Below are 26190 nucleotides of genomic sequence, written 5' to 3' on the forward strand. Positions count from 1 at the left end.
CTTGTGCGACAGATCACTCGCTCGGTGGCCTCACGCACCTCACCACCCCGCTGATCGCAGCCCGATCGGAACGTGATCTGATGGACCGGTTGTCGAGGGGGCGAGGCCATCTGTGCGTGCACCCACGTGGATCGAGAATTCACCATGGTCGGCATCGGGGTGTCCGACCGGTGATGCAGCTCACATATCCGCAGGTTTTGGGCTCGTGCCGTTGCACTTGTCGCAATCAATTCGTTACCGTCGGCTGTCAGTTGGTCACAAAAGGATTACGGTCGTCAATCCGGTAGTCCTCGTTAGCAAAGAGATGAGGTGGACGACTTGACGGGACGCGGGAATCCGGACCGACCGGTCACGACCACCGGGCAGTCCTCAGCCCGCTTCACCGAAGACCGTTCCGCCACGGACGTCACCACGATCATCCCGATCGACGACTTCACCGACGGCGACACGACGTGGGACTCGGGTACGTGGAGCCGCTCTTACCATCCGACCCGCTCCGAGATCACCCAGGACATCCTGATCCCGGAGAGCGAGTTCGACGCCTACGAACACGACGAGCCGTTCGACGTCGACGGCGCCCGCCCCGACAGCTTCTCGCTCGCGAGCACTGACGGCAGCGACGAGCGCCCGCTGCACATCTCCGACGACAAGCCCTTCCGCACGCGCACACCCCAGGGCGGCTCTGTCCGCCGCGGTGGCAAGCACCGCATCAGCGCTCCCCCGGCCGCCCTCAAGGGTGGCCGTGCTGCACTCATCGCCATGGCGGCCGGTGCCGCCGTCGCCGCGGTGGCACAGGTCGGTTCCACCGACAGCACGCCCACCACACCGACCAATGCCGCCAACGTCGACACGACCGGCGAGGCACCCGACCTCGGGCCCGGCGTCGCCGCGGCCGCCCCGGCGAAGGACATGGACACCTTCACCGACCAATTGGCCGTCGGCAAGCAGCGGGCCGCCGCCGAAGAGCAGCGCGAGAACCTTCTCCGCCGCCCGCTGTTCGAGTCGCCCATCCCGCTCGGCAAGTACGACTTCACGTCCACGTACTCGAATCGCTGGGGTAGCTTCCACGGCGGCATCGACCTGGCCGCGCCCCTTGGCACCCCAATCCACGCCGCCACCGACGGTGTCGTCGTCGAGGCCGGTCCCGCATCGGGCTACGGCAACTGGGTGCAGGTCCAGGCCGCCGACGGAACGATCACCATGTACGGCCACATGGCATCGTCGGGTGTGCTGGTCCAGAAGGGCCAGCGCGTCACCGCCGGCGATGTCATCGCACTCGTCGGCAGCGAGGGTTTCTCGACTGGCCCGCACTGCCACTTCGAGGTCTGGAAAAGCGGGAACACCAAGATCGATCCCGCGCCCTGGCTCGCCGAGCACGGCGTGAAGCTCGCCAACTTCAGCGGCTGACCGACGGCACCCGGGGCGATCTGGTTGTCGCCCTCCGCGCGTGCACACGACGGGCCGGGAGCCAGACGGGCCTAGAGCTTGTCGCCCGGAAGCCCTCCTGCGGTCAGCAGCGTGACCCGTCCGACGTTGCCGCCGAAATCGAACGTGATGCGTTCGGTTGCACCACTACCCTCTTTGCCCACTGCCTTACCCATGCCGTATTTCGGGTGGCTGATGCGGTCCCCGACCTCGTAGTGCACCTGCTTGTTCCGGCCCCGCGTCGGATCCGATGAGTACGACGACCGTCCACGATCGCCGCCGAAGCCACCGCCTCCGAAGCCCGAGTCACCACGACCGAACACGCCACCGCTCGAGGACAGGTGCCTACTGGCCGAGCGACGCGGTTCGGTGCGTCGCCAATCCAGCAAATGCTGCGGGATCTCTTGCAGGAAGCGCGATTCCGGATTCGACACCGGCTGACCCCAGGACGACCTCATCACCGACCGGGTGAGGTACAGACGCTCCTTGGCACGCGTGATCCCGACGTAGGCGAGCCGTCGTTCCTCGCTGAGCTCGGCAGGATCACCGAGCGCGCGCAGATGCGGGAAATGACCGTCCTCCCAACCGGTTACGAACACGACCGGGAACTCGAGACCCTTCGCGGTGTGGAGCGTCATCATGGTGACCACGCCCTCGCCCTCGTCGGGCACCTGATCGGCGTCGGCGACCAGCGAGACCTTCTCCAAGAAGGCGGAGAGCGATCCCGGCTCGGGTTCGCCGTCGTTGTCCGGACGTTCGTCGAGCCCTTCGTCGTCGACATCTGCGGTGTCGTCGGCGGACAACCCGGCGGCATCGGCACTGAATTCTCTTGCCACCGCCACCAATTCGTTGATGTTGTCGAGTCGGGCGCCGTCCTGCGGATCGCGGGACGCCTCGAGCTCGGTCCGGTAACCGGTCCGCTCGACGATGGCGTCGACGAGCTCACCGATGTCGGCGCCCTCTTCCGTGGCGTCGACCACGGCGACATCCTCGCTCGCCTCACCCGCCGCCCCGAAGGTCGCGAGAAAGTCGTTGCGCAGCCCTTCGATGAGGTCCACGAATCCGCCGATCTGCTTCACCGCACGGGTGTTCAGCAGCGGTACGTTTCCGGCCGCGCCCTCGACGAGCGCCTCGTAGAACCCGATCCCCCGATTCTCCGCGTGCACCGCCACGCATGCCTCGGCCCGGTCTCCGATACCTCGGCGTGGGGTGTTGAGAATGCGTCGCAGACTGACCGAGTCGTCGGGGTTGGCCACCACCCGCAGGTAGGCCACGACGTCGCGCACCTCTTTGCGCTCGTAGAACTTCGTCCCGCCGACCACCTTGTACGGGATGCCGTGCCGGACGAAGACCTCTTCGAGCGATCGGGACCCCGTGTTGGTGCGATAGAACACGGCGATGTCGGAGTACGAATGGCTCGATGACCCGCCGATCGAATAGTCCGTGAGATCCTCGATCTCCTTTGCGATGAACAACGATTCGTCACGATCGGAGTCGGCGACATAGCCGACTATCAGCTCGCCGTCTCCGGAATCTGTCCACAATCGCTTCTCGCGCCGGTTCGTGTTCTGCGCGATGACGGCGTTCGCTGCCGACAAGATCGTCTGGGTGGAGCGATAATTCTGCTCGAGCAGGATGCTCTCGGCGTTCGGGAAGTCGCGTTCGAATTCCTCGATGTTGCGGATCGTCGCGCCGCGGAACGCGTAGATCGACTGATCGGCGTCGCCGACCACGCACAATTCCGACGGCGCCACCGGCGAATCGGAGTCCTCGTCGCCGACCAACTCGCGGATGAAAACGTACTGAGCGTGGTTGGTGTCCTGGTACTCGTCGACCATCACGTGGCGGAACCGGCGGCGGTAATACTCCGCGACCTCCGGATGCCGCTGGAGAAGTGCCACGGTCTCGCCGATCAGATCGTCGAAGTCGAAGGCATTCGCGGTCTGCAGGCGGCGTTGGTACTCCGCATAGACCTGCGCCACCACCAACACCGAGGGCTCGGCGTCGGACGCCGCGGCCAGCGCGGAATCGGGGTCGATGAGCTCGTTCTTGAGATTCGAGATGTTCACCGAGACACCGCGCGGACTGAACTTCTTCGGATCGAGCTGCATGTCACGGATGATCATGCCCAGCAACCGTTTCGAATCATCCGCGTCGTAGATGGAGAAGTTCGAGTTCCGCGATCCGAGCAGTGCCGACTGCGCACGCAGGATCCGCACGCAGGTGGCGTGGAACGTCGACACCCACATGTATGCGGCACGCGGGCCGACCAGATCGATCACGCGTTCGCGCATCTCGGCGGCGGCCTTGTTGGTGAAGGTGATCGCCAAGATCTGGCCGGGCGTCGTGTCCCGCTCGGCCAGGAGGTAGGCGATCCTTCGCGTCAACACCGCCGTCTTGCCCGAACCTGCGCCCGCCACGATCAACAACGGCCCACCGGCATGCAGGACCGCCGCCCGTTGCTGCGGGTTGAGGCCGTCGAGAAGACGGGCGGTGTGGTCGTCGGACGCGCTTCCGGTGCCGGAGTCCTGGGAGGTCTGGGCCGTTTCGCGGGTGGAGCTTGTCATCGGGGTTCAGGTTACTCCGGGGCTGCGACACGACCGGATCGGCTCGCCCGCTCCAAACGATCACGCGTCGGCCGCTCGACCGCTCCGGCATCCGCGAGCGGCTACGATATGCCCGAAATCGGGGAGTCGATACCCCGGGGGTCATTCATCCGGCGCATGTTGCCGACCGCCTTCGCCGTGGTCTGCTGTCATGCGGAGGTTGTCGCGCGTGCTCGCGGCATGTGAAGAGGGGTCTGCGATGAAACGTCAGTCCAACACCGTCCCCGTGCTGGTGTCCGGCGTCGGGCTGCTCGCGCTCATCGCGGCGCTCGTGGCGGCCGTCGTACCGTTCCCGACCGACGGGTCCGGCGCTCCCACCGCGGCCTTCACCGCCCAGCAGGAACTCGACGACGTCGCCTTCCAACTGGGCAGCAGCCCGGGTGCCCGGTATTCGGGATCACTCACCACCACCGGCACGGGCACCGGCGCCAAGGCCCGGACGGTCGACTTCACCGACCTCACGGTGGCATCGACCAAGAACGCCGCGGGCACCGTCACCTACGACTCGTCGACCGCGGAGTACCGCCAGATCGGCAACTACCGCTACGTCAACGGCCCGGCGAAACTGTGGTCCGACCTGTTCGGGACCGCGCCCGTCGCCACCCAACTCGACCTCGGCGTGACCGACAACAAGTGGTCCAACCTGCGTTACTCGGGTCTGCCGGACCTCGGCTACCTCTTGTCTCCGGCTCTGCTCGCCGGCCGGATCGGCAACACCGAACGCGTCAAGACACCCGAGTTCGGTCTGGAGTTGCCCGCACCCAACAAGGGACTGCCCGACGCGCGGTCCTGGCCGACCACCGATCCGGTCATCACCGCCATCGGCGACGACAAGGTCCGGGTCGGTTCGATGCAGACCACCTTCGACCCGACGACCAAGCGGGTCACCCACCTCAAGGGAGAGTTCACCCGCTCGGACACCACGGTCACCGTCGACACCGACGTGACGCTGCTCCCCACCGGCGAGCTGGACACGCTCTTCACCGAAGAGCGATCCCTGGTCCCGCAGCTGACCAGCGTGCCCGCCCCGGCGGTGCCGCTGACCGACAATGCCGTCAACAGCCGCGCCGGCGGCAGCTGCACACCGGCCTCCTGCGGTTTCGTCATCGCCGTCAACGGGGCACTGGACCCCGACGTCGCGACCGATATGCGCGGTGTTGCCGGTCACGTCAACTTCGGGATCACCATGCGATTCGCCGTCGACAACCTCAGACCCGGCGAACGCGGTGGGATCTGCACCCGGATCGTCGGCACCCCGTTCGGCGGCCGGGCCGAGACAACCTGTGCCGCAACGAACCTCCCACCAGGTTCGCGCGGGGTCAGAACCGACACGTCGGTCCGGTTCCTGCCGTTCGTCGACGTCGGCGCGAACGAGCTGAACGAGTACATCGACAGCCAGGAGAAGTCGTCCACCCTGCCGATCACCTTGGTGCGCACCGGTGCCAAGAAATTCGACGCCGCCCGCTACAACGATCAGGTGGCCGGTTTTCCCAGCAGCTACGGCGTCGAGCAGGGCGACTACATCTTCGATGGCGTCGGCCCGGAGGGCAATCTCTTCGTCTCGTTCGGACCGGGATACGCGCAGCATGTCGAGCTGGGTCGGCTGGATCCGAGCTGGCCGGGCACCGCGCTCCTGACCGAGCAACTCAAGCAACAGCTGGCCGCCGCCGGCGATCGCGAGATCACCTACGTCGCCGCCGAGGACGAGGTCGCCACCGCACTGCGCATCCTGGCGCTCACCGAGGGCGTCAGCCCCGAGAAGCTGAAGGTGTTCTCCACTCCTCTGGACGACGCCTGAGCAGGCTCAGCCGACGAGTCTGGCCTCGGCGACCTCACCGACCCGGCCCTCCCCGGTGTGCAGCGAGAGCCCCGGCGTCACCGGTCGCACGCTGACGTGCCGACCCCGCCCCTCGAGCTGGACATAGGCGACGTGCAATCCGGCGCGCACCGGCACGCGAACCGTGCGGCCGCCGTCGAGCCCCATGTCGACGTCACCGTCCATGTCGGCGCAGTAACTGACCGCGACGGTCCAACGCCATTGCAGCAGTGGACCATCGAGTACGAGCCGCCGGGGACCCGCCACCTCGGGACGGGTGCACGACCCCCGGCCCGGCCGCACTGTGCGGGCGGGCGTGACGGCGCCGGGCACCATGTTGCCCGCCTTGTCGAGAACGTTCAGCCGGTCGGTTGTGGCCGCGAAATCCGGGCGGTCCTGCACCCGTCCGAACGTGTGACTGATCTGATTGTTCGGATACGCAACCGGGAGGAGCACCTCCAACGGGAGCGACTGGTCGAACATCGGATGATCCCGGTTCGCGGCAAGCGAGCGCTTCGCGTTGGCGAGATAGTCGCCGGTCGGATCGTCGCGCCACGACGTCGAGAAGGACACCAGCGAGATCACCGCCGACACCACGGCGAGCGCACCGGCCAGCGGCACGATGACCGGAGCCAGTCGTCGTGACTCCGGGGAACCGCCGTGGCGTACGGCCTCACCACGTGCCGTCGCCGGCGACGCGGCGATCAGGGAGATCGCGATGGTGATCACGAGGGCGGCGTCGGGGAGGTACCGCATGGTCTGCGCCAGTTCGAGTGCGGTGTTGGCGCTCGAGCGGTTCCACAACACCGGGAGCTGGGCGCCGACAACGTAGACGGCCGTACAGACCAGCACCGCCACCGCGCCCCGACGACGTGTGACCGCCCACCACACCAGCACGGCGAGGACCACCCAGCCCAGGACGATCATCCATACCGGCGCGAATCCCATGGGCGGGCTCGGCACCCAGCGCTCCCATTCCCAGGGGCCGCCGACCAGCGACGGGATGACCGCGTCGTTGATCGACCGCCACACCAGCCTCAGCGTCTGCGTCGCCGAGTGCTGCCCCGCGGTGGCGTCGGAGACGGAGAAGAACACCACCGCCCACGCCACGAAGATGACCGCCAGCGACGCCCACAGTGCGCGCGCACTGGTGAATGCCCTGATCAGAGCACTGTCCGGGCGATCAGGACCGGAATCGGCCGCGGTCTCGGTCCGCGGCACGGCGTTGTCATCCGGGCGTTCGGTGAAACGGGCGGCGAGTACGGCCGCGACGAACGCCACCGGAAGGATGAAGAGCGACTTCTCGAAGAATGTCAGAGCGATCACGAACACCACCGACGACCGGATCACGATCATCCGGGCGTCGCGTCGGCGGCCACGCGACCTCGTCAACAGCACCGCGTCCGCGACGATCCAGGCCATCGCCGCCTGCATCGGCAATGTGTTGAGCGCGGCTGCCCACCAGGCGAACGCCGGCACGGTCATCGGGCTGAACAGGTAGAAGGTCAGGGCGGCGAGTGCCGCCAACCCGGCTCGCGGGCCGGCGATCACCCGGATCATCCGCCACACGGAGAACGAGGCGATGGCCTGCAGCACGATCATGCTGATGGCCGGCACCAGCCAGTTCACCGGCGCGATCACCGTGGACAGGCCTGCCAGCAGGAACGCCGCGGGCATGAAATGCCCGTCGTGGCTGTGCCCGAGATAATCCCAACTGAGGATCGGGAGCGTCGATGCGCGGCCGATCAGCACCAGGTCGTCCCAGTAGAAGTTACCGGTGGCTGCCAACCAGCCGCGGACGACGAGCTGTACGAGAATCAACGCGATGGCAACCGACGACACTGTCCCCCTGCTCAGCATGGGCTCCAGTCTCACGGCCATCGGACCCGTGGCAAAATCGATCGGGTGACTGACGCCAACACCCCCGACGACAAGGTCGGCGACGATGCGGGCACCACGACCGGCTTCGACGTGGATGCCTACGACCTGTCCGCCGACGTCACGACGTTGCCCGGCGACATCGATGTGCTGCGAGGCGAAATCGATCGCATGGACGCGATGATCCTGGCGGCGGTGAAACGCCGCTCGGCGGTGTCCAAGAAGATCGGGGCCGCCCGGATGGCATCGGGTGGGCCCCGCCTGGTCCACAGTCGTGAGGTGAAGGTCCTCGACCGCTTCGCCGAACTCGGGCAGGAAGGCCACACGTTGGCGATGCTGCTGCTGCGTCTGGGGCGCGGCCCGCTCGGGCGTTGAGGCGACGCACACGAAACCGCCACCGCAAGGCGAACTCCTGCAACTGCTCCCGGACCACGACGACCGGCACGATTGACGATGCGCTCGGGTCGGAGTTGAGTGGACCTCATGTTCACGTCGCCCGCCGACGGGTACGACCGCTTCATGGGCCGCTACACCCGGACGCTCGCACCCGCCCTGGTCGACGTGGCCGGGGTTGACCAGGCAGAGCGGGTCCTCGACGTGGGCTGCGGACCGGGCGGTCTGACGGGTGTGCTCGCCCGGCGGCTCGGCGAGCAGCACGTCGCCGCGATCGACCCCGCTGCCCAGTTCGTCACTGCCTGCCACGAGCGACATCCCGCTGCCGACGTCCGTCAGGGCACCGCCGAGGCGCTGCCCTGGCCCGACGACGACTTCGACGCGTCGTACTCGTGCCTGGTCGTCGGCTTCATGACCGACGCCGACCAGGGCCTGCGGGAGATGTCGCGTGTCACGCGGCCGGGCGGGGTCGTCGCCGCATGCATGTGGGACCTCGACGAGGGCGGCATGACGATGCTCGAGACGTTCTGGGCCGGCGCCCGGGAACTCGACCCCGACGTCGTCGGCGAGCGTATGCGGGTGGGTGTCGGTCGCGGCGACATCGCCACCCGTCTCCGCCGGATCGGTCTGCGCGACGTCGTCGACGGCGCATTGATCGCCCACGCCGACTACACGGACTTCGAAGACTTCTGGCAGCCGTTCACCTTCGGGGTCGGGCCGGCCGGCGCACATCTGGCAGCCCTGCCCACCGACCAGCAGGAGCGGGTACGCGAGCTCTGCCGTCCGCATCTACCGGACGGACCGTTCACGCTGAGTGCTCGCGCCTGGTTCGCCTGCGGAATCGTCCCGCCGCCGATCACCGACCGCTGACGTCGGGCCCCGTCGGGCCCGCCGACCACATAGGGTGAAAGCCATGAGCGACGTCTCCGGCAGCGACTTCGACACCAGCGACCACGACGACATCACCGCGACCCAATCCTGGCAGGCCCTCGCCGCACATCAGCCGCACGTGTACGCGATGCATCTGCGCGAGGTGTTCGCGGTGGATCCGGATCGCGGGCGGGAGTTGACGGTCGACGTCGGCGATCTGCACATCGACTACTCGAAGCATCGGGTGCTACGCGAGACCCTCGAACTGCTCGCCAGCCTCGCACGTGAGGTCGGGCTCGAGGACCGTCGCGACGACATGTTCGCCGGCGAGCACATCAACACCTCGGAGGATCGCGCGGTCCTGCACACGGCCCTACGCCTGCCGGCCGATGCGACGTTGCACGTCGATGGCCAGGACGTGGTCGCCGACGTCCACGAAGTCCTCACCGCCATGGGCGAGTTCACCGACAAGCTGCGCAGCGGTGAGTGGAAAGGTCACACCGGTAAGCCCATCACCGATGTCGTCAACATCGGCATCGGCGGCTCCGATCTCGGTCCTGTGATGGTCTACCGAGCGCTTCGTCATTACGTGGATGCCGGCATCCACTGCCACTTCGTGTCCAACGTCGACCCGGCCGACATGGTCGGCACCCTCGCCGGGCTCGACGCGGAGACCACGCTGTTCATCATCGCGTCCAAGACATTCACCACTCTCGAGACACTGACCAACGCGGCTGCGGCGCGTACCTGGCTCCTGAAAGAACTCGGCGCAGGCGACGACGCGGTGGCCAAGCATTTCGTCGCCGTCAGCACCAATGCGGACGCGGTGGCCGAGTTCGGCATCGACACCGTCAACATGTTCGGGTTCTGGGACTGGGTCGGCGGCCGCTACTCGGTGGACTCGGCGATCGGCCTGTCGGTGATGGCCGCGATCGGCAAAGAGCGGTTCGCCGACTTCCTCTCCGGGTTCCACATCGTCGACGAGCACTTCCGCACCGCGCCTCTCGAACAGAACGCGCCGGTCATCCTGGGCTTGATCGGGCTCTGGTACAACAACTTCTGGGATGCCCAGTCACGCGTGGTGCTCCCCTATTCCGACGACATGGCCCGTTTCGCGGCGTACCTGCAGCAGTTGACCATGGAGTCCAACGGCAAATCCGTGACCGCACACGGCCATCACGTCACCACCGACACCGGCGAGATGTTCTGGGGTGAACCGGGCACCAACGGCCAGCACGCCTTCTATCAGCTGCTCCATCAGGGCACCCGGATGATCCCGGCCGATTTCATCGGGTTTGCCGAACCCACCGACGATCTACCGACGGCCGACGGAACCGGCTCCATGCACGACCTGCTGATGAGCAACTACTTCGCGCAGACCAAGGTGCTGGCCTTCGGCAAGACCGCCGACGAGATCGCCGACGAGGGCGTCCCACCGAATGTGGTGGCACACAAGGTGATGCCCGGAAACCGGCCGTCCACGTCGATCCTCGCCCCCCGGTTGACCCCGTCGGTCATCGGGCAGCTGATCGCCCTGTACGAGCACCAGGTCTTCGTGGAGGGGATGATCTGGGGGATCAACCCGTTCGATCAGTGGGGCGTCGAACTCGGCAAGACGCAGGCCAAGGAACTACTCGGGATCATCGTCGAGGAACAATCCCCTGCGCAGCAGGAGGATTCGTCGACCGACGAACTCGTCCGGTGGTATCGCGCGCATCGCGGCCGGGCGCGGTAGCGATCACTGCCAGCGCGTCTCGTCGAACACTTCGTCAGGGATCTCGTCACCCGGCTCCACACCGAGGGCTTCCATGCGGCCCATCAGGGCTGCGGCCACCGCGATGAAGGTGATGAGATCTTGTGGCTCCGTGGACCGTTCCGCCGGATCGCCACCCATGAACTCGAACACCGAAGGCGGCACACAATCACCCATGTCGACCGACCGCTGCCCGGTGGCCGTTCGCCACGCATCGAAACTGGCGACGTCGACCGCCTCCGCGATGTCTCCGGTGCGCACGGCCTCGAGCACCTCGTCCACCGAGGTCAGCGGACCGCTGCTGCCGCTGGACGCATCGAAGCCGACCACCGTGTCGACGGACAGTTCCGAGTCGTCGTCGAGCGTGAAATAGACGATGCCACGCCAGTCCGCGCCGAGCGCGGTCACGTCGTCTCGCCCGAAGATGTCCGTCAGAAGGCCACGGATCTCGTCACGACGGCGCTCACCGAACAATTGAAACGCGCCATTGGCCACAACCTGCCCCTGCTTTGCCGACACATCGGTTACCTTACGCAACGTGAGACTCTCACCCTCGGTGATGTATGCGACCCGCCGCGTGTTGCCCGTGGTGTGCCTGGTGGCCGCGCTGACGACCGCGGCATGCGCGACGTCGACGACGGCCGAGGTCGAGCCACCGACCTCGGTTCCCACCAGCACCGCGGTCACCGTGCCGGCCGGCCAGAGCGCCCGTTCCGCACCCGGGACCGGACTGACGTTCGGCGCGAATGCCGTCCTGCCCGCGGATGCGTTCGCCGAGACCGGGCCACTGGCGATGTACACGGTCACCGGGATCACCCCGGCCGAAGGCGTCCCCGAGGACACCACCAAGGGTGGCGCCCCGTACTTCTTCTATGTGACGGTGACATCGCTCGCGACCAGGGCGGCAGGGGCGCCGGGCGTGATGGGGCTCAGTGCGAGCGCCGACGGCAAGACCCCGGCATTGACCATGTCCCCCACCCCGGGTTTGGCGAAGTGCCCGGTCAGCACGCCGCCGCAGCGGATGCAGCGTGGCGAATCGTATGCGACCTGCCTGGTCGCGGTGGCCGACCCGGGTCAGCGACTCCGTCAGGTCATCTACTGGGCTGATACGACGGGAGATCCCGCGCTCGACTACAAATCGTCGCCGGTCGTCTGGTCGCCGGCCGGCCCACCACCCTCGGCGGCAGGTCCGCCTGCACCGGCACCGGGCTGATCTCCGGCCCTGATCTCTGACCCCTGGGACCCGTGTCGTCTAGACCATCCGGCGGGTGATCACCGACGGCAGATGATGCAGCGCTGCGGCGATCGGTATCCACGGCCAGCGCGGCACCGGCGCCCACGCGGACTCCTTCTCGATGGCGGACACCATCGCCGTGACCCCCTGCTCCGTGCCCGTCATCATGGCCGTCTTGACTCCCCGGTTGATGTCGGTCTCGATATATCCCGGGAGCAGGATCGAGACGGTGATCGCGGAACCCGCGAACTCGGCCTGCAATCCCTGTCCCAAAGTGGCGAGCCCGGCTTTGGACGCCGAGTAGGCCGCCTGCGCCCTGGGCAGCCCGCGGACCGCACTCATCGAGCTGACCAGCACGAGATGTCCGTGGTCCTGCGCCCGGAAGATCTCCATCGCGGCCTCGACCTGCGCCAGGGCGCCGACCAGGTTCGTCTGCACCGTCTCGATGTTCGCGGACGCCATTCCCGTTCCGATCGGCGCCCCCTTGCCCAGCCCGGCGTTGACGATGACCCTGTCGAGTCCGCCGATCTCGTCGGCGAGAGCAGTGAAAACACCTGGGACGGAATCTGTCTCGGTGACGTCGAGTCGAGCGGTGGCCACTCGGCCCGCCGTCGGTCGCAGCTCGTCGGCCAGCGTATCGAGCCTGCCGAGGCGGCGTGCGCAGAGGGCCAGGTCGCGCCCCTTGCCGGCGAAGTGTCGCGCCATGCCTTCGCCGAGCCCGGAGCTCGCACCCGTGATCAAGATCTTCTGCCGTGTCGTCGCGCTCACGGCTCACCAACCTACCTGCCGCGGAGCGGGGCGCCGATTCGCAACCCGACCGACGAGGTGCCGCGCGCTCGCCTCAGGCGGTCAGGGCCGTCAACCGCAGGGCCTGGACCACGTAGTCGGTGCCGGCGCGGTCGCCGACCGTGATCCGCATCCCGTGGTTTCCGCACTCCTTGGTCGCCACGCCACAACTCCGCAGGAGTCGGCCGATGGCAATACCCTCGGCGCCCGGCAGGAACAGGAAATTGGCCTCGCTCGGCAAGGTCGGGCAGCCGATTGCCGCGAGCATGTCGGCCAAGCGCTCACGCTCCGCCTTCATCGATCGAACACGCTGCGCGAGTTCGGCTTCCGCCGTGAGCGCGACCGGAACCGCGGCCACCGCCGCCGGCCCGACCGCGAACGGCACCTCGTGACGGCGTACCTCCGACACCACGCCGCCGTCCCCGATACCGAATCCGACCCGCAGCGCGGCGAGACCATAGGCCTTGGAGAAGGTCCGCAGCGCCAGCACGTCGTCGCGGATGTCGACGAGCAGGTGCAGATCGGGCGGGTTGTCGCAGAACTCGACGTACGCCTGGTCGACCAAGGTGAGCACCTGCGCCGGCATCGAATCGATGAAGTCGTACAGCGGTTGAGGCGCGACGGTCGAGCCCGTCGGGTTGTGTGGGGAGCACACCACCACCGCCACCGTGTCGTCGCTCACCGCAGCGCGCAGCGCGTCGAGGTCGACGCTGCCGTCGTCCGCCAGAGCGACTCCGTCGACACGCAGACCGACCATCTCCGCGAGAATCGGATATCCGTCGAAGGTCGGAACCGCCGTCACCATCGACGGCGCGCGGATGCCGGCCTCCGCGGCCCGGCGCATGCAGACCTGAAAGGCGGACAATGCGACACCGGTGGCGCCCGCGCCCACGGTCACCTGCCGGTGCGGTACACCGAGGTGGTCGGCGATCTGGCCGCGAGTCCGATCCGGCAGGAAATCGGGATACCGATTGGCCTCGGCCATCACCTCGCCCAGCACCGCGGCCACGGCGGGCAGTGGCGCATAGGCGGATTCATTGAGGTCGAGCCGGGCAAGCGGCCAGGGCTCGCCGGCGGGATCGAGCGGCGGACTCATGGACGCCCACCCCAGCGGAGGGCGGCGGCAGCAGCGAAGTCGCCGGCGTGCGCGAACGCGGCCGTCATCACCACCTCGCCCTCCCGGATCCGACCATCGGCGATCGCCGTGTCGAGCGTGACCGGGATACCCACTGCGAACAGATTGCCGCACTCGTCGAAGGTGTCGGGGTGCCGATCCTCCGGGAGCTCCAGCGCCTCACGCCAATTGCGTAAGAAGATCCGGTTCGGCTGATTGGTGACGAACCAGTCGAGATCGGCGGGCGGGATGCCGATGGTGTCGGCCACCTCGATCGCGACCTCGGGCACCATCCGGTTGCCGCGGGCGAGGACCTTCGCGATTTTCGCCTCGGTGAATCCGATGTGAATCTGTCCCGGACCGGCCTCCCAGTACTTGCGCTGCGGCTCGGAAACCCCGGTCATGTCGCCCGAGTACTGGCCATACGACCGGCAGGTCAGGCCGAGGACCGGACTGCCGCGATCGCCGTCGAGGGTGAGAACGGCTACCGCCGAACCGTCACCGGGGATGGCGGCCTGCGCCTTGCCGCGTACCTGTTCCTGGGTGAACACCTGGGCCGCGCTGTTCTGCGCGAGTCCGAGCAGTGCCCGTCGACCGCCGTTGGCGCGCAGCAGGGCTGACGCGAGATCGATCATGTGGATGAACGCCGCGCACCCGCCGTTGTGTACGTCGAGAACTGTCGACGGTCGCAGTCCGAGTCGATGCGCCACCTCACCACCGCAGCCGCGGACCGGCACCTCGGGCAGCTGACTGTGCGTGAGCACCACGTCCACGTCGTCGAAGAAGTCGTCGCCATGCCGTTCGGTGAGCACGCGTGCCGCGGCCAGCATCATGTCGGCCGAGGTCTCACCGTCCGCCGCGTGATGCCGGAACGCGGGCGCCCGGAACATCATGTTGCCGGTGAGATCGTCGTTCTCCGCGAACTGTGCGAAATAGTCTGCGGGCACTCGCTTTTCCGGCAGATAGGTGGCCAGGTCGAGCAGCATCGCCTGTGGTGCAGGATATGTCATGATCGCATCCATTCCGGGGTGATGGGCAGGCCATTGCGAGACCGGTACTCGGCGATGGCCGTGAGGTTCTCGAGTTCGAGTTGGTGTCCGGCGGAGAACATGTCCCAGAAGTCCCCCACCCACACCGGACGCTCCGGAGGCGCCGTCTCGGGATACGGATTCTCGTCGTAGAACGGGTGGTGGCAGTTGTGCCACAGGACCACCGACCCCGGTTTGTCCAGCACCACCTGGGCGTCCACCACCCGCATCAGATAGATCATCCAGAGATGCTTGCCCTGATCCCACGCACAGTGATAGTCGACCGTCATCGCATGGGGATTGGCGATCGTACGGGCGTAGATCTCGGTGTGGTCACCGAGGCGGTCGCGGCCGACCCACAGGCCGGGTTCGTCGGTGGGGACGAACCCGCGCAGACTGTAGGTCCATTCCTCCAGCGACCGCGTGTCCGACAGCCAGCTGTAGAGCTCGCGCGGTGGTGCGTCCACGTACCCCTGAACCGGGCAGTAGTCACCGTAGATCTGCTGATGGGGGTAGACGGACCTCAGCCGGTCGACGAGCACCGGAGTGGCCACCTGCCGAGGATGGCTCTCGATCCTGGTGATCCCGGGCAGCGTCGTCGCATCATCGCCGAGGTCGGCGAGCGGGGTTGTCACGGTCATGCGCAGTCCTTTCAGAGAAACGGGGCGAACGGGGGCACTTCTTCGGGATCGACGTCGATCACCACGCAATTCGTGCCGTCTGCGGCAAAGAGCTCGGCGCAGCATTCCCCGAGTTCGTCGATGTCCGTCACGTGGCGCACGACGAGATCGGCGAACATGGTGTCGACCCCCGCGGCGATGGCGGTCGGCCGGAATCGGTTGACGGTGGGCGCCTCGGGGAAGTAGAGCCGATCGCGGGTCACGCACATCCCGTGCGCGTCGTTGTTCAGGATGACCAAGGTGAGTGGGGCGTCGTGCTCGATTGCCGTGTGGATCTCCATACCGTGCATGAAGAACGCGCCGTCACCGGCGATTACGATCGAGCGCGACCGGTCGTCGGCCACCGCGCACCGCACGGCATTACCCACACCGGCCGCGATCGCGTAACCCATCCCGCCCATGCCGAGCGCGACCGTGAACCGCTGCGCCGGCGAGAACGGCAGGTGATGGAGTGCGGCGGCCCCGGCGTTGCCCGCGTCGGCGAACACCGCGCACACCGGTGGGAGCTGCGCACCGATCGACTCGATGACCGTTCGCGCACTCGGTCGGGTCGATTGCGCGCGCGGCACCGGTAGGTGGTCGATGGCGATGGCCGGAATCTCCGGTGATCGCGACATCTTCGCGCCCACCAACTTTCCGAGCATCCGTATCGAGTGTTCGAGATCGTCCGTCGTGATCTGTGCACAATCCCCGAAACGGGCATTGTGACGTCCGATGGAGGTCAGGTCGATCGAACGGAGTACGTCGTCGAGTCCGGCCCGATCGGTGACCGACATCCGGCAGCCGATCGCGACGACCATCTGCGCCGCGCGGATGGCGGCGTGCGCGCTCGGGTGCCCCATCACGCCGGTGACCCCCGCGAAACCACCGCCGGCGGAGAACACGTCACGCCCTCCAGGTGATGCGACCGTGACCGCTCCGACGAACTCGGCGAGTTCACCGATCTGCGTACCGAGCCGCTCCCAGGACGCCTGCTCACCGACCCACAGGCAGACGCGCCCCGGCGCCGTCGCCGTCGCTGCCATCCGTTCGGCCAAGGCTTCGATCGGGCCGTCGTCGGTCGATGCGCTCGGTTCCGGGTGCACGTCCGGGTGGGCCGGCGCCGAACGGGGCATCGGGGCAGCCTGTACATCCTTCGGGATGATCAGTACGGCGGGTAGCCCGCGGTCGAGTGTGTGACACGCGGTGGCGAGTGCGGCAGCCATCGTCTCCGGTGACGAGACCGCGGCGCACGATCCACTCACCGCGGCCATCAACGCGATCAGATCGATCGTGTCCGGCGGGTTCAGCATATCCTGAAATGCGCCACGGCCCACCAAACCCGTTGGTGCACTACCGATCAGGGCCAAGAAGGGCACACGGCTGTCGTACGCCTCGGCCAACGCGGGCACGACGTTCATCGCTCCGCCGCCAGAGGTCGTCATCACCACACCGGGCCGGCCGGTGATCCGGGTCGTCCCGTCCGCCATCGCCCCCGCGGCGAACTCGTGTTTGGCGACCACGGGGCGGATCCCGACTTCCTGCGCAGCCGCATACATGTCCTCGATGTTGGCGCCGTGGACGCCATACGCGAGGCGCACGCCGTGATCATGGAGCACCTGCATGAGATGCCTCGCAGTCGACCGGGTTCGCGCCATGTGTCAACCATGCGTCCCGCGCGCTGAAGGTTTGCTGAAAATGCGCTCTGGCCATCGACGTCGGCACGGGAATACGCTCGTGGTGCATCGATTCACACCGAAGGGTCACCAGATCGTGGCGATCACGCGAAAAGGCTTGCCGCATGTCATTCGACGTCGCGGTGGTGTGCGCGCGCAGTCGACGATCATCGCCGCCGCCGTGGTCACCGTAGCCCTGGCGATCGGCGGAATGGCCATGTTGTTCATGCTGCACCGGGCCAACAACGAAGCCATGTACCGATCCACCGGTCGGCAGGCCTATCAGATCGCGTCCGCGATCGACCGCAGCGGCATCCAGGGCGTCGACATGGACGACCTGGCACCCGGCGCCGGCGTCGACGTCATTCAGGTGATCGATGCGAGCGGCCGCGTGGTCCGATCATCTCCGGGTGCGCCGAGCCGACCGATCATCGACGTCGACCAGGCGCCGCGCACCTACCGCTACTTCGACAACGTCCAGATATCCGGATTTGCCGGGGAGTTCTGCGCCAGTGCGGTCGGCGCGGAGCACGACGACGAGTACTACACCGTGTTGGCCCTCGACCGCGCCACGGGCGTGCGGCACAGCGAGTGGGTGACCGGCATCATCCTGGCGGCCGAGATCCCGCTTCTCGTCGTCGTCGCGGCCGGTGCAGTGTACCTCCTGGTCGGGCGTTCCCTACGTCCGGTGTCCCGGATGACCAAGCGGGTCAACGAGATCACCGCGACCGCTCTCGAACAGCGGGTACCGGTGCCGTCGGCCGACGACGAGATCAGCACCCTCGCGACAACGATGAACGACATGCTGTCACGACTGCAGAACGCGCGGGATGGCCAACTCCGCTTCGTTGCTGATGCCTCCCATGAGTTGCGCAGTCCGCTGACGACCATCGTCGGGATCCTCGACCTCGCCGACGACACCGATTCCGCCCTCGACCTGCCGACCGTCCGGACCATCCTGCTGCCGGAGGCGAAGCGGATGCAGGTGATGGTCGACGATCTCCTCATGCTGGCCCGTGCCGACGAGAACGGGCTGACCCTGAACCTCGACGAGATCGACCTCGACGACGTGGTAGCCGCCGAGGTCGGACGCGTCCGCTCACTCGGTTCGGCTCGAATTCGGCTGCACGTCAAGCCGATCAGGATGGTCGGTGACAGCGACAAGATCACCCGGGCACTGCGGAACGTCTTCGACAACGCAGTCCGGCACGCCCGGTCCACGGTGTCCGTGTCGATGCGTGCCGAAGGAGATGATGCCGTCGTGACGGTCGCCGACGACGGTGTCGGCATACCGGTCCGCGATCGCGACGTCGTGTTCCAGCGGTTCGCCCGGCTCGACGTCGATCGCCGCAATCAGTTCGGCGCCGGCCTCGGTCTGGCCATCGTCGCGGAGATCGTCCACGCACATGGAGGGTCCGCGAGCATTGGCGAAAGCGACACGGGCGGAGCAACTGTGACCATCAGGCTGCCACTGTCCGTGCCCGTCGACAGCGAACCGACGCCGCCGACGATCACCACCGACGGACCGGCGGATGTCTCCCCCAGTCCTCAGACCTCGCAGAGCCGATAGCCGGCCCCGCGAACGGTTTCGATCGACCGGACCCCGAAGGGAGTATCGATGCGCTTGCGCAGATATCGGATGTACACCTCGACGATGTTCTCGTCGCCCTCATAGTTCTCATCCCAAATCGATGTGAGGATCAGCCTTTTGGACACCACCGTCTCTTTGTTCCGGATCAGGAACTCCAGCAGGGCGTACTCCCGCGGAGTCAATGCGACGGGGGTGTCGCCGCGGGCAACCTTTCGCTCCGCTGGGTCGAGCGTGAGGCTTCCGGCCGTGAGGATCGCCGGCCGCTCCCGACCGCCCCGACGCATCACAGCCCGCAGATGAGCCTTGAGGACGACCACCGAGAACGGCTTGACCAGGTAGTCGTCGGCCCCGTAATCCAAGGCTTCGGCCTGGTCGTACTCCCCGTCCTTGGCGCTGAGCATCAACACCGGCGTCCAGACATTTCGCTCACGCATCTGCTGTACGACAAGAAATCCGTTGAGCTTCGGCAGCATGATGTCGAGCACGACGACATCGAACTGCTCCTCGGTGGCCCGCCACAGGCCCTCGGCACCGTCGGCGGCGACAACGACGCTCCATCCCTCGCTCGCCAGCACCCGACGCACGGTTTCCGCCGCGCGCACATCGTCGTCGACAACCAGCACTCGCACTGAATTTTCCTCGCTCCACGCCGACCGTCCCACGGAAGCCCGGCATGACACCGAAAGGCCTCGATGAGAATCCGTCACCTGTCCCATCCCGACCCGAATATGAGCCTACGCCCAGTCTGTGGTCGGCGCGGAATCCCGCTGAGCAGCACCATCCGACTCCGGCGTGATCCGACCGGGCTCGCCGAGTCGCTCCGTGCGGAATTCGGCGACATCGCGCTGACCAGCGCGCTCGGCCACGACGTCGTCGTGGCGCAGGGGCCCGAAGCAGCATGGCAATTGGTCCGCGACCCGGATCGCGCATTCGCCAATGCGCCAGTCTACGGCTTCGCGTTGGGAGGCCTCTTCGAGCGCGGAATCCTGCTGATGGATCACGCCGAACACCACGCTCATCGCCGCATCATGCAGGAGGCCTTCACTCGCGAGAATCTGTCGAAGTATCAGCGCACGATGCAACCGATCATCGTCTCGGCGGTCGATCGTTTGCCAGTCGACGACGACGTGGACATGCGCGTCTGGCTGAAGGCCCTCGCGCTCGACATCTCACTGCAGATCTTCGTCGGCACGGCGCTCACACAAGACCAGGCCGATCGCATCAACCGGAGCTTCGTCGAGCTGATCGAGGCCGCGAGTGCATTGGTTCGCCTGCCCGTCCCAGGACTGCGATGGCGACGCGGACACACAGCGAAGCAGGTCGTCGACGACTTCTTCGGCGACCTCCTGCCAACGCGACGATCCGATCCCGGACCCGACCTGATGTCGGCGCTCTGCTCGGCCCGGTCCCCCGACGGCCAACTACTCACCGACCGCGAGGTTATCGACCACATGCGTTTCATGCTGTTCGCCGCCCACGACACCGCGACCATCGCGATGACGTCCATGGCTTACCAACTTGGACGTCACCCCGAGTGGCAGCAGCGGGTGCGTGACGAGGCGATGGCACTGCCTGAACATCCCGACCACTCAGACCTGGCGGACATGGCGTCGATGGATCTGGTGATGCGCGAAGCACTTCGGCTCCGTCCGCCGGTCCCGGTGATACCCCGTGCAGCGCTGCGCGACACATCTCTGTGCGGTTATCACATCCCCGAGGGGACATTCGTCATCTCCCTCATCGGCGCCAACCATCGGCGATCCGACGTCTGGAGCGAGCCCGACCAATTCGATCCGGAGCGCTTCTGTCCCGACCGCGCCGAGGATCGGTCGCACCGGATGGCCTGGATGCCCTTCGGCGGCGGTGCGCACAAATGCATCGGGATGCATTTCGCCCGAGTTGAAGCATTCACAGTCCTCCACGACATGGTCCGCAGATTCTCGTGGACGGTGGGCGATGATGACATGGAAGGTCGCGACGCAGGCCTGACCGACAATGCCGGATTCGTTGCCACGGTCACCCGGTTGGACCGGCGTATGACCTGACCTCACTTCAACAAACGCGACATCCGGCGGTCGGCCAGCACCTTCCCTCCGGTCTGACACGTCGGGCAATACTGAAACGAGCGGTCCGAGAACGACACCTCACGGATCGTGTCGCCGCACACCGGGCACGGCAGGCCGGTACGCGCATGCACCTTCAGCCCGGTTCGTTTCTCCGACTTCAGCCGAGCGACCTCTTGCCCCTCGAGCCGACCGATGGCGTCGGTGAGCACCGACCGCATCGTCGTGTAGAGCGACTCGACCTGGGTGTCGGTCAGCGACTTGGCCGACGCGAACGGCGACAACCGGGCGTCATGCAGGATCTCGTCGGAGTAGGCGTTGCCGATCCCGGCCATCGTGCGCTGATCGGTGAGGACGTTCTTGATGCGGCCCGACGTCGCGGCCAAGAGGGTGCCGAACTCGTCACGGGACATCGCGAGGACGTCCGGCCCGAGCGAGGCGATCCGGTCGACCTCACCGACATCGCGCACCACCCACACCGCCAGCCGCTTCTGCGTGCCCGCTTCGGTGACGTCGAATCCCTCGCCCGGCAGGCCGCAGTGCACACGCACGGCGATCGGCCCCTTCCCGCCCGGCCGCGGCGGCGTCTGCGAGAGTTGCTCACTCCAACGCAGCCAGCCGGCACGCGACAGATGGATCACCAGGTTGATCACCGGATCCGGAGCAGCGTCGCCGTTCGTGCTGTCGGGGCCCGGGACCGTTCGGATGACCAGGTACTTCCCGATCCGACCCACCGATTCGACCAGTCGCCCGGCCAACGCCGTGTACGGCGGATCCGCGGTCTTCAGGACGGCCAGCGACGCAACGTCGACCCGCCGGATCGGAAAACCGGCCGCTCGGCCGTCCACGTAGGCAGCCACCGCCGCCACCTCAGGGAGCTCAGGCATGTGTCCAGTGTGCTCTAGTAGGAGGATGATCTCCCGCCTTTCCGATGCCGAACTGGCGGCGCGCGTGGCCGAAGGTGCGGGCGAGATCCTCATGGGTGTCCGTCATGGCGGACTGCTCGGCGGTCGCCATCTCGGTGACGTCGGCGACGCGATGGCGCAAGCGTGGATCGCGAACGTCCTCGGCAGGCACCGACCACATGACGCGATCCTGTCCGAGGAGGGTGCCGACGTCGGCGACCGGGCAACAGCCGACCGCGTCTGGATCATCGATCCGCTCGACGGCACCAGCGAGTTCTCGTCCGGCACCGCCGACTGGGCCGTGCACGTCGCGCTCACCGAGTCCGGCGTGGTGACGACAGCGTCGGTGGCACTGCCCGCCGTCGGTGAGGTTTTCCGATCCGATGCGGTGAAACCGCCGAGCAGCGCACTCACCGGACGGATGGCGGCATCGCGCTATGGCGGCTCCTACGAGAGTGCCTGGGTGTCCCGGCGACTGTCGTTGAACATGATCGGGATCGGATCGGCGGGCGCGAAGGCGATGGCGGTGGTGCGCGGCGACGTCGACGCCTATGTGCATGCCGGTGGTCAGTACGAGTGGGACAATTGCGCTCCGGTTGGTGTTGCCCTGGCGGCCGATCTGCACTGCAGCCGCCTCGACGGGTCGACCATCGTCTACAACCAGCCCCGCCCGTACATGCCCGATTTCGTCATCTGCCGCAAGGAGATTCGCGACGATCTCCTCGCCGCGCTGGACGAGATCTGGTGATCGGTCGGGCCGCGACCACCCACCGGTCGGGCCCAGAATCTCGTCGACCGTGCACAGAATTTCGTCGACCGTGCCCACTTCCGCGCCGATCGTGCCCACAATTTTGTCGATCGTGCACATGATCGAGTCGGGTAAACGACTGAGCGCACGATCGGCGAGAAAGTGCGCACGATCGGCGAGAAAGTGCGCACGATCGGCGAGGTGGGCGGCGAGGTGTCAGCCTTTGCGGAGCAGGTAGATGTCCATGATCCAGCCGATGCGTTCGCGCGCCTCGGCCCGCGCCGCGACGATCCGCTCGGCGACGTCGGCAACCCGGCCGCTGATGAGGATCTGCTCGTCGGTGCCCACGTAGGCACCCCACCAGATGTGGTCGTCGGGCTCCGCGGTCCGCCGGAACGCCAGAGATCCGTCGAGCATCACGATCTGGTTCGCGTCCGCGCCGGGCGGGGTGTCGCCGAGACGGCGCCCCGTGGTGATGTGGACGGGTTCACCGATCCGGTTCGCCGCGATGCGATGAGCGGCGGTGAGGGCACTGGCACTGGTCACCCCCGGGATCACCTCGACGACGAGCGACAGGCCGGAATGTTCGGCCAGATCGTCGACGATGCGCAGCGTGCTGTCGTACAGCGCCGGGTCGCCCCACACCAGGAAGGCCGCCACACCTCCGTCGGGCACCTCGGTGGTGAGCACATCGGTGAAGATCGACGCGCGCGCGGCGTGCCACCGACGCACCTCGGCGTCATAGTCCGCGGGATCGCGGTCGCGGGGCGGGTCGACGACCTCGATGACCCGGTGACCGTCGGGGGCGTACCGCGTGAGGATGTCGCGCCGCATCGCGCCGAGCGATTCTTTGTCGTCGCCCTTGTCCAGCACGAGAAATGCGTCGACGTCGCCGAGGGCATCGATCGCCTCGAGAGTGATCTGGCGCGGGTTGCCCGGACCTATCCCGATGACCCGCAGTGTGAGTTGCATGTGGCTGTCAGATCCGCACCTTGGGCAAACCATGTATGCGCGCGGTCATGTCCAGCATCGCCTGGCGGGTCATCAGCCGCCGTAGCGCGAAGACGATCCCGGCTCTATTCCCCTTGGCGTAGAACGGCTTCGGATGCTCGACCAGAGCCGCGTCGACGATGACCGAGGCCATCGCCGTGGCATCGATGCCGGCGTCCTCGTTCTTGCGGGTGGCCGCCGCGAGGACCTCGTATTCGCGACGATAGGGCGAGTCGTCGCCGATGTGGATGCTGCGTCGATCCCCGATCCCGGTGGCGATGGTCCCGGGCTCCACCGAGATCATCCGGATCCCGTAGGGCGCGACCTCCCGCCGGGTGGCCAATGCGAAGGCCTTGAGCGCGGATTTGGTTGCGGCATAATTTGATCGAAAGGCAACCGGGAAGCTGGAGAGCATGGAACCGACCATCACCACGGTCCCGGTGCCACGGCCCCGCATCCCCGGCAACACCGCCTTGGTGAGCGCCACCGGTCCGAACACGTTGGCGGCGAACAGATCCTCGATCGCAGCCATCGAGGTGTCCTCGAGTGCACCCGCCTGGCTCTCGCCCGCGTTGTTGATCAGCACGTCGACCGCGCCGATCTCGTCGACACAATCGATCGCGCTCTGATAGTCGGCGTTGTCGAGGCGTACGTACCGAACTCCGGGAACCGGGTCTGCCACGGCCGCCGGTCGGCGGCTGGTGCCGTACACCGTGTGTCCGCGCTCGACGAAGAGCCGGGCCACCTCGGCCCCGATCCCACTCGAGGCGCCGGTGACGAGAACGACCTTGGAACCTGATGCAGCAGCCACCGACACACCGTAGCGTGCCGGCCTCAAGGCGCAGTGCTCAGTCCGGCACCGCTTTCGAGAAGCTCGCGGACTCGGCAGCGGACTCCGACGCGAACCAGACCTCGGGGTCGATCTCGGCGTACGAGGGCTGATCCGGTGTGTAGTAGACGCCGTCGGCAGCGCTCACCTTGACCGGGTACCCCTCGGGGGCCTGCTTCGGATCGTCGAGCGGGAGATGCGCGCCCACCGGCACGGGCTCGCGCTGACCGTTCGCGACGTAGTAGCCGACCCCGTCACCGTGGCCGTGCGCCGACCCGTCGACCACCGACCCATCGGCCACCGCGGCCACGGTCTCCTCGTCGGCAGTGTCGGCCTCTGGATTCTCGGCAGCGGCTTCCTCGGCAGCAGCTTCCTCGGCAGCAGCTTCCTCGGCAGCAGCTTCCTCGGCAGCGGCTTCCTCGGCAGCGCTGTCGACGACAGCTCCCTCTCCTGAATCCGTCGTGGGTATGTCGGCATCGTCGGCGTCCGGCGCCTCACCTTCTCGTCGCGCCCCGATCGCCGCACCGGCTGCCACTGCCCCGCCGGCCGCTGCGGCGACACCGGCTGTCGCACCGAGATGTGTCGACGGCGTTCCGGTGGCACCTTCGGTGGCATCGGACTCGTCGACGGCAGCGTCCGGGGCGGTCGCCGCCGAAACATCATCCGTGCGCACATCGGGTGTCTTCGGTCCCCGTGCCTTGCGGAACAGCCAGATCAGGAAGAGCCCGACCAGGATCAGCAGGAACGGGATGAGCAGCCACCACCAGGACGACCCGTCGGTGTCGGAGTCCGCCGTGTTCGTGTCGTCGGCGGCTGTCGCGTCACCTCGGGAGTCCGTCATACCCGGGATGCTCGACCCGGCGAGCTGTTGTGCCCAGCTCGCCTCGGGTGCACTCGTCCACGCTCCGGTCGATCTGTTGTACGTCAAGGTGCCGTTGGCGAACTCCTGGGTCATGACATCGCCGGAGGTCGTCATGTCCGCGGTCGGCGCACCCAAGGTGGCGCCGAGCTTGTCGGTGGCCACCGTGAACGGTCCCCGTACCACCCAGGAACCACCGCTCGGCGTCCAGTAGATCTTCGGCTGGTCGGCGGCTGCGAATGACGCACCACGACCGGTCGGGCGATAGTCCGCCGGGCCTTCGCTCTCGCTGGGAAAGCCCAGACTGCCGGTGGGGCCGCCCTCGTCGGTGTACTTGGACAGGATGCCGCCGTAGAGGACTCGCGCACCGTGCTCGGGAGACCAGAACACCGTGCCGTTGGCGAACTCCTGTTCGAAGCCGCCCCCGACCGCCGTCAGATCACCGTCCTCGGCACCGAGTCCGGTGTCGGCCTGACCGCGATCCGCGTCGCCCGCGCTGATCTGCTGTTCCAGGTCGGCAATCGCGGCCTGTGCGTCACTCTGCGGATCGGCGCCCGCGTGCGGCGCGAGCAGCACCGCTACGCCGGCCGCCGCGATGAAACCGACTACGAGACCACCGAGCCTCGCACGTGTGTGTGATGTGGCCATTGCCTTCCTCGACCTCGCCTCACTCGAACTCGTTGTCATCGACCTGGTTGTCATCGAAACGGCGAAAAAATCCACCCAAAACAACAATTTGCCTCAATGACGCACATAGCACATGACAATCCGAGAAAGTGATCGCCGAAAGTACCCGGATTGCGATCTCGAAACCTCCGAAAAGAGACCCCGCAGGTAGAGGGCACCGACGCCCATCAGGCGACGCAAAACAATCAATTTTTCCGTCAGATCAAGAACGTACGGCGGCGGTATCGGTGAATCATGATCGCCGGTCGACCCCGGTGAGTCGGCGATGTGCGATCGGGGT

22 protein-coding genes are annotated in these 26190 nt (G+C 66.8%); 9 read left to right on the forward strand and 13 right to left on the reverse strand.

Annotated features, from left to right (window positions below):
* Positions 1-309 precede the first annotated feature (309 nt).
* Positions 310-1407 (forward strand): M23 family metallopeptidase, encoded by a 1098-nt coding sequence (locus ACPXCG_RS02570; protein ID WP_425788783.1) that lies wholly within the window; start codon positions 310-312, stop codon positions 1405-1407.
* A gap of 71 nt (positions 1408-1478) precedes the next feature.
* Here ACPXCG_RS02570 and ACPXCG_RS02575 read toward each other — a convergent pair whose 3' ends face one another.
* Complete coding sequence (locus tag ACPXCG_RS02575; protein WP_425788785.1) at positions 1479-3992, reverse strand: UvrD-helicase domain-containing protein; 2514 nt, start codon at positions 3990-3992, stop codon at positions 1479-1481.
* Positions 3993-4230: 238 nt separating this feature from the next.
* On the opposite strand from ACPXCG_RS02575, the gene ACPXCG_RS02580 reads away from it, so the two are divergent.
* Positions 4231-5829: a hypothetical protein gene (locus ACPXCG_RS02580; protein ID WP_425788787.1), complete on the forward strand. Its 1599-nt coding sequence runs from the start codon at positions 4231-4233 to the stop codon at positions 5827-5829.
* Positions 5830-5835: 6 nt separating this feature from the next.
* On the opposite strand, the gene ACPXCG_RS02585 is transcribed toward ACPXCG_RS02580, so the two are convergent.
* Complete coding sequence (locus ACPXCG_RS02585; protein ID WP_425788789.1) at positions 5836-7707, reverse strand: hypothetical protein; 1872 nt, start codon at positions 7705-7707, stop codon at positions 5836-5838.
* 111 nt (positions 7708-7818) lie between these two features.
* Here ACPXCG_RS02585 and ACPXCG_RS02590 point away from each other — a divergent pair, with 111 nt between their 5' ends.
* The 3 genes from ACPXCG_RS02590 (at position 7819) to pgi (ending at position 10723) form a co-directional block, all read left to right on the forward strand.
* Positions 7819-8100 (forward strand): chorismate mutase, encoded by a 282-nt coding sequence (locus ACPXCG_RS02590; RefSeq protein ID WP_425790459.1) that lies wholly within the window; start codon positions 7819-7821, stop codon positions 8098-8100.
* Positions 8101-8208: 108 nt separating this feature from the next.
* On the forward strand, positions 8209-8988 hold the full coding sequence (locus ACPXCG_RS02595) for a class I SAM-dependent methyltransferase (RefSeq protein ID WP_425788791.1): 780 nt from the start codon (positions 8209-8211) through the stop codon (positions 8986-8988).
* A 43-nt stretch (positions 8989-9031) separates the two neighbouring features.
* A complete protein-coding gene (gene pgi / locus ACPXCG_RS02600; RefSeq protein ID WP_425788793.1) occupies positions 9032-10723 on the forward strand; it encodes a glucose-6-phosphate isomerase in 1692 nt (563 codons plus the stop codon).
* Positions 10724-10726: 3 nt separating this feature from the next.
* Here the strand turns inward: pgi and ACPXCG_RS02605 are convergent, their stop codons facing one another.
* Positions 10727-11260 (reverse strand): hypothetical protein, encoded by a 534-nt coding sequence (locus tag ACPXCG_RS02605; protein ID WP_425790461.1) that lies wholly within the window; start codon positions 11258-11260, stop codon positions 10727-10729.
* Positions 11261-11279: 19 nt separating this feature from the next.
* Between ACPXCG_RS02605 and ACPXCG_RS02610 the strand changes: the two genes are divergently transcribed.
* Complete coding sequence (locus ACPXCG_RS02610; RefSeq protein WP_425788795.1) at positions 11280-11954, forward strand: hypothetical protein; 675 nt, start codon at positions 11280-11282, stop codon at positions 11952-11954.
* A gap of 39 nt (positions 11955-11993) precedes the next feature.
* Here the strand turns inward: ACPXCG_RS02610 and ACPXCG_RS02615 are convergent, their stop codons facing one another.
* The 5 genes from ACPXCG_RS02615 to ACPXCG_RS02635 form a co-directional block, all read right to left on the reverse strand.
* Positions 11994-12743 carry an SDR family oxidoreductase gene (locus ACPXCG_RS02615; RefSeq protein ID WP_425788797.1) on the reverse strand — a complete coding sequence of 250 codons (750 nt, stop codon included), beginning with the start codon at positions 12741-12743 and terminating at the stop codon, positions 11994-11996.
* Between the two features lie 73 nt (positions 12744-12816).
* Positions 12817-13857 (reverse strand): pyridoxal phosphate-dependent aminotransferase, encoded by a 1041-nt coding sequence (locus ACPXCG_RS02620; protein WP_425788799.1) that lies wholly within the window; start codon positions 13855-13857, stop codon positions 12817-12819.
* The gene (locus ACPXCG_RS02625; RefSeq protein WP_425788801.1) at positions 13854-14885 is read right to left on the reverse strand and encodes a 3-oxoacyl-ACP synthase III family protein; all 1032 of its coding nucleotides are present in this window, start codon (positions 14883-14885) and stop codon (positions 13854-13856) included. Before ACPXCG_RS02625 ends, ACPXCG_RS02620 begins: the two co-directional genes overlap by 4 nt.
* Positions 14882-15544, reverse strand: coding sequence for an SRPBCC family protein (locus tag ACPXCG_RS02630; protein ID WP_425788803.1), 663 nt, complete (start codon positions 15542-15544; stop codon positions 14882-14884). The genes ACPXCG_RS02625 and ACPXCG_RS02630 overlap by 4 nt, the downstream gene beginning before the upstream one ends.
* A gap of 11 nt (positions 15545-15555) precedes the next feature.
* Positions 15556-17220 (reverse strand): thiamine pyrophosphate-binding protein, encoded by a 1665-nt coding sequence (locus ACPXCG_RS02635; RefSeq protein ID WP_425788805.1) that lies wholly within the window; start codon positions 17218-17220, stop codon positions 15556-15558.
* 115 nt (positions 17221-17335) lie between these two features.
* Here ACPXCG_RS02635 and ACPXCG_RS02640 point away from each other — a divergent pair, with 115 nt between their 5' ends.
* Positions 17336-18808 carry an ATP-binding protein gene (locus ACPXCG_RS02640; protein WP_425788807.1) on the forward strand — a complete coding sequence of 491 codons (1473 nt, stop codon included), beginning with the start codon at positions 17336-17338 and terminating at the stop codon, positions 18806-18808.
* On the opposite strand, the gene ACPXCG_RS02645 is transcribed toward ACPXCG_RS02640, so the two are convergent.
* Positions 18787-19458, reverse strand: a complete 672-nt coding sequence (locus tag ACPXCG_RS02645) for a response regulator transcription factor (RefSeq protein WP_425788809.1) — start codon at positions 19456-19458, stop codon at positions 18787-18789. The genes ACPXCG_RS02640 and ACPXCG_RS02645 overlap by 22 nt on opposite strands.
* Positions 19459-19557: 99 nt before the next feature.
* Between ACPXCG_RS02645 and ACPXCG_RS02650 the strand changes: the two genes are divergently transcribed.
* Positions 19558-20874: a cytochrome P450 gene (locus ACPXCG_RS02650; protein ID WP_425788812.1), complete on the forward strand. Its 1317-nt coding sequence runs from the start codon at positions 19558-19560 to the stop codon at positions 20872-20874.
* A 2-nt stretch (positions 20875-20876) separates the two neighbouring features.
* On the opposite strand, the gene ACPXCG_RS02655 is transcribed toward ACPXCG_RS02650, so the two are convergent.
* Positions 20877-21779 (reverse strand): DNA-formamidopyrimidine glycosylase family protein, encoded by a 903-nt coding sequence (locus ACPXCG_RS02655; protein ID WP_425788814.1) that lies wholly within the window; start codon positions 21777-21779, stop codon positions 20877-20879.
* Between the two features lie 25 nt (positions 21780-21804).
* On the opposite strand from ACPXCG_RS02655, the gene ACPXCG_RS02660 reads away from it, so the two are divergent.
* Positions 21805-22545 (forward strand): 3'(2'),5'-bisphosphate nucleotidase CysQ, encoded by a 741-nt coding sequence (locus ACPXCG_RS02660; protein ID WP_425788816.1) that lies wholly within the window; start codon positions 21805-21807, stop codon positions 22543-22545.
* A gap of 216 nt (positions 22546-22761) precedes the next feature.
* On the opposite strand, the gene cobF is transcribed toward ACPXCG_RS02660, so the two are convergent.
* Genes cobF through ACPXCG_RS02675 form a run of 3 tightly spaced genes read right to left on the reverse strand, consistent with a single transcriptional unit; the run spans position 22762 to position 25871 of the window.
* Positions 22762-23517, reverse strand: coding sequence for a precorrin-6A synthase (deacetylating) (gene cobF, locus ACPXCG_RS02665; protein WP_425788818.1), 756 nt, complete (start codon positions 23515-23517; stop codon positions 22762-22764).
* A 7-nt stretch (positions 23518-23524) separates the two neighbouring features.
* Positions 23525-24346, reverse strand: a complete 822-nt coding sequence (locus tag ACPXCG_RS02670) for an SDR family oxidoreductase (RefSeq protein WP_425788820.1) — start codon at positions 24344-24346, stop codon at positions 23525-23527.
* Between the two features lie 37 nt (positions 24347-24383).
* Entirely contained in the window at positions 24384-25871 is a 1488-nt protein-coding gene (locus tag ACPXCG_RS02675) for a hypothetical protein (protein WP_425788822.1), read from the reverse strand.
* Between the last annotated feature and the right edge of the window lie 319 nt (positions 25872-26190).

The organism is Gordonia sp. DT218, from assembly GCF_049847105.1.
Classification (GTDB): domain Bacteria; phylum Actinomycetota; class Actinomycetes; order Mycobacteriales; family Mycobacteriaceae; genus Gordonia.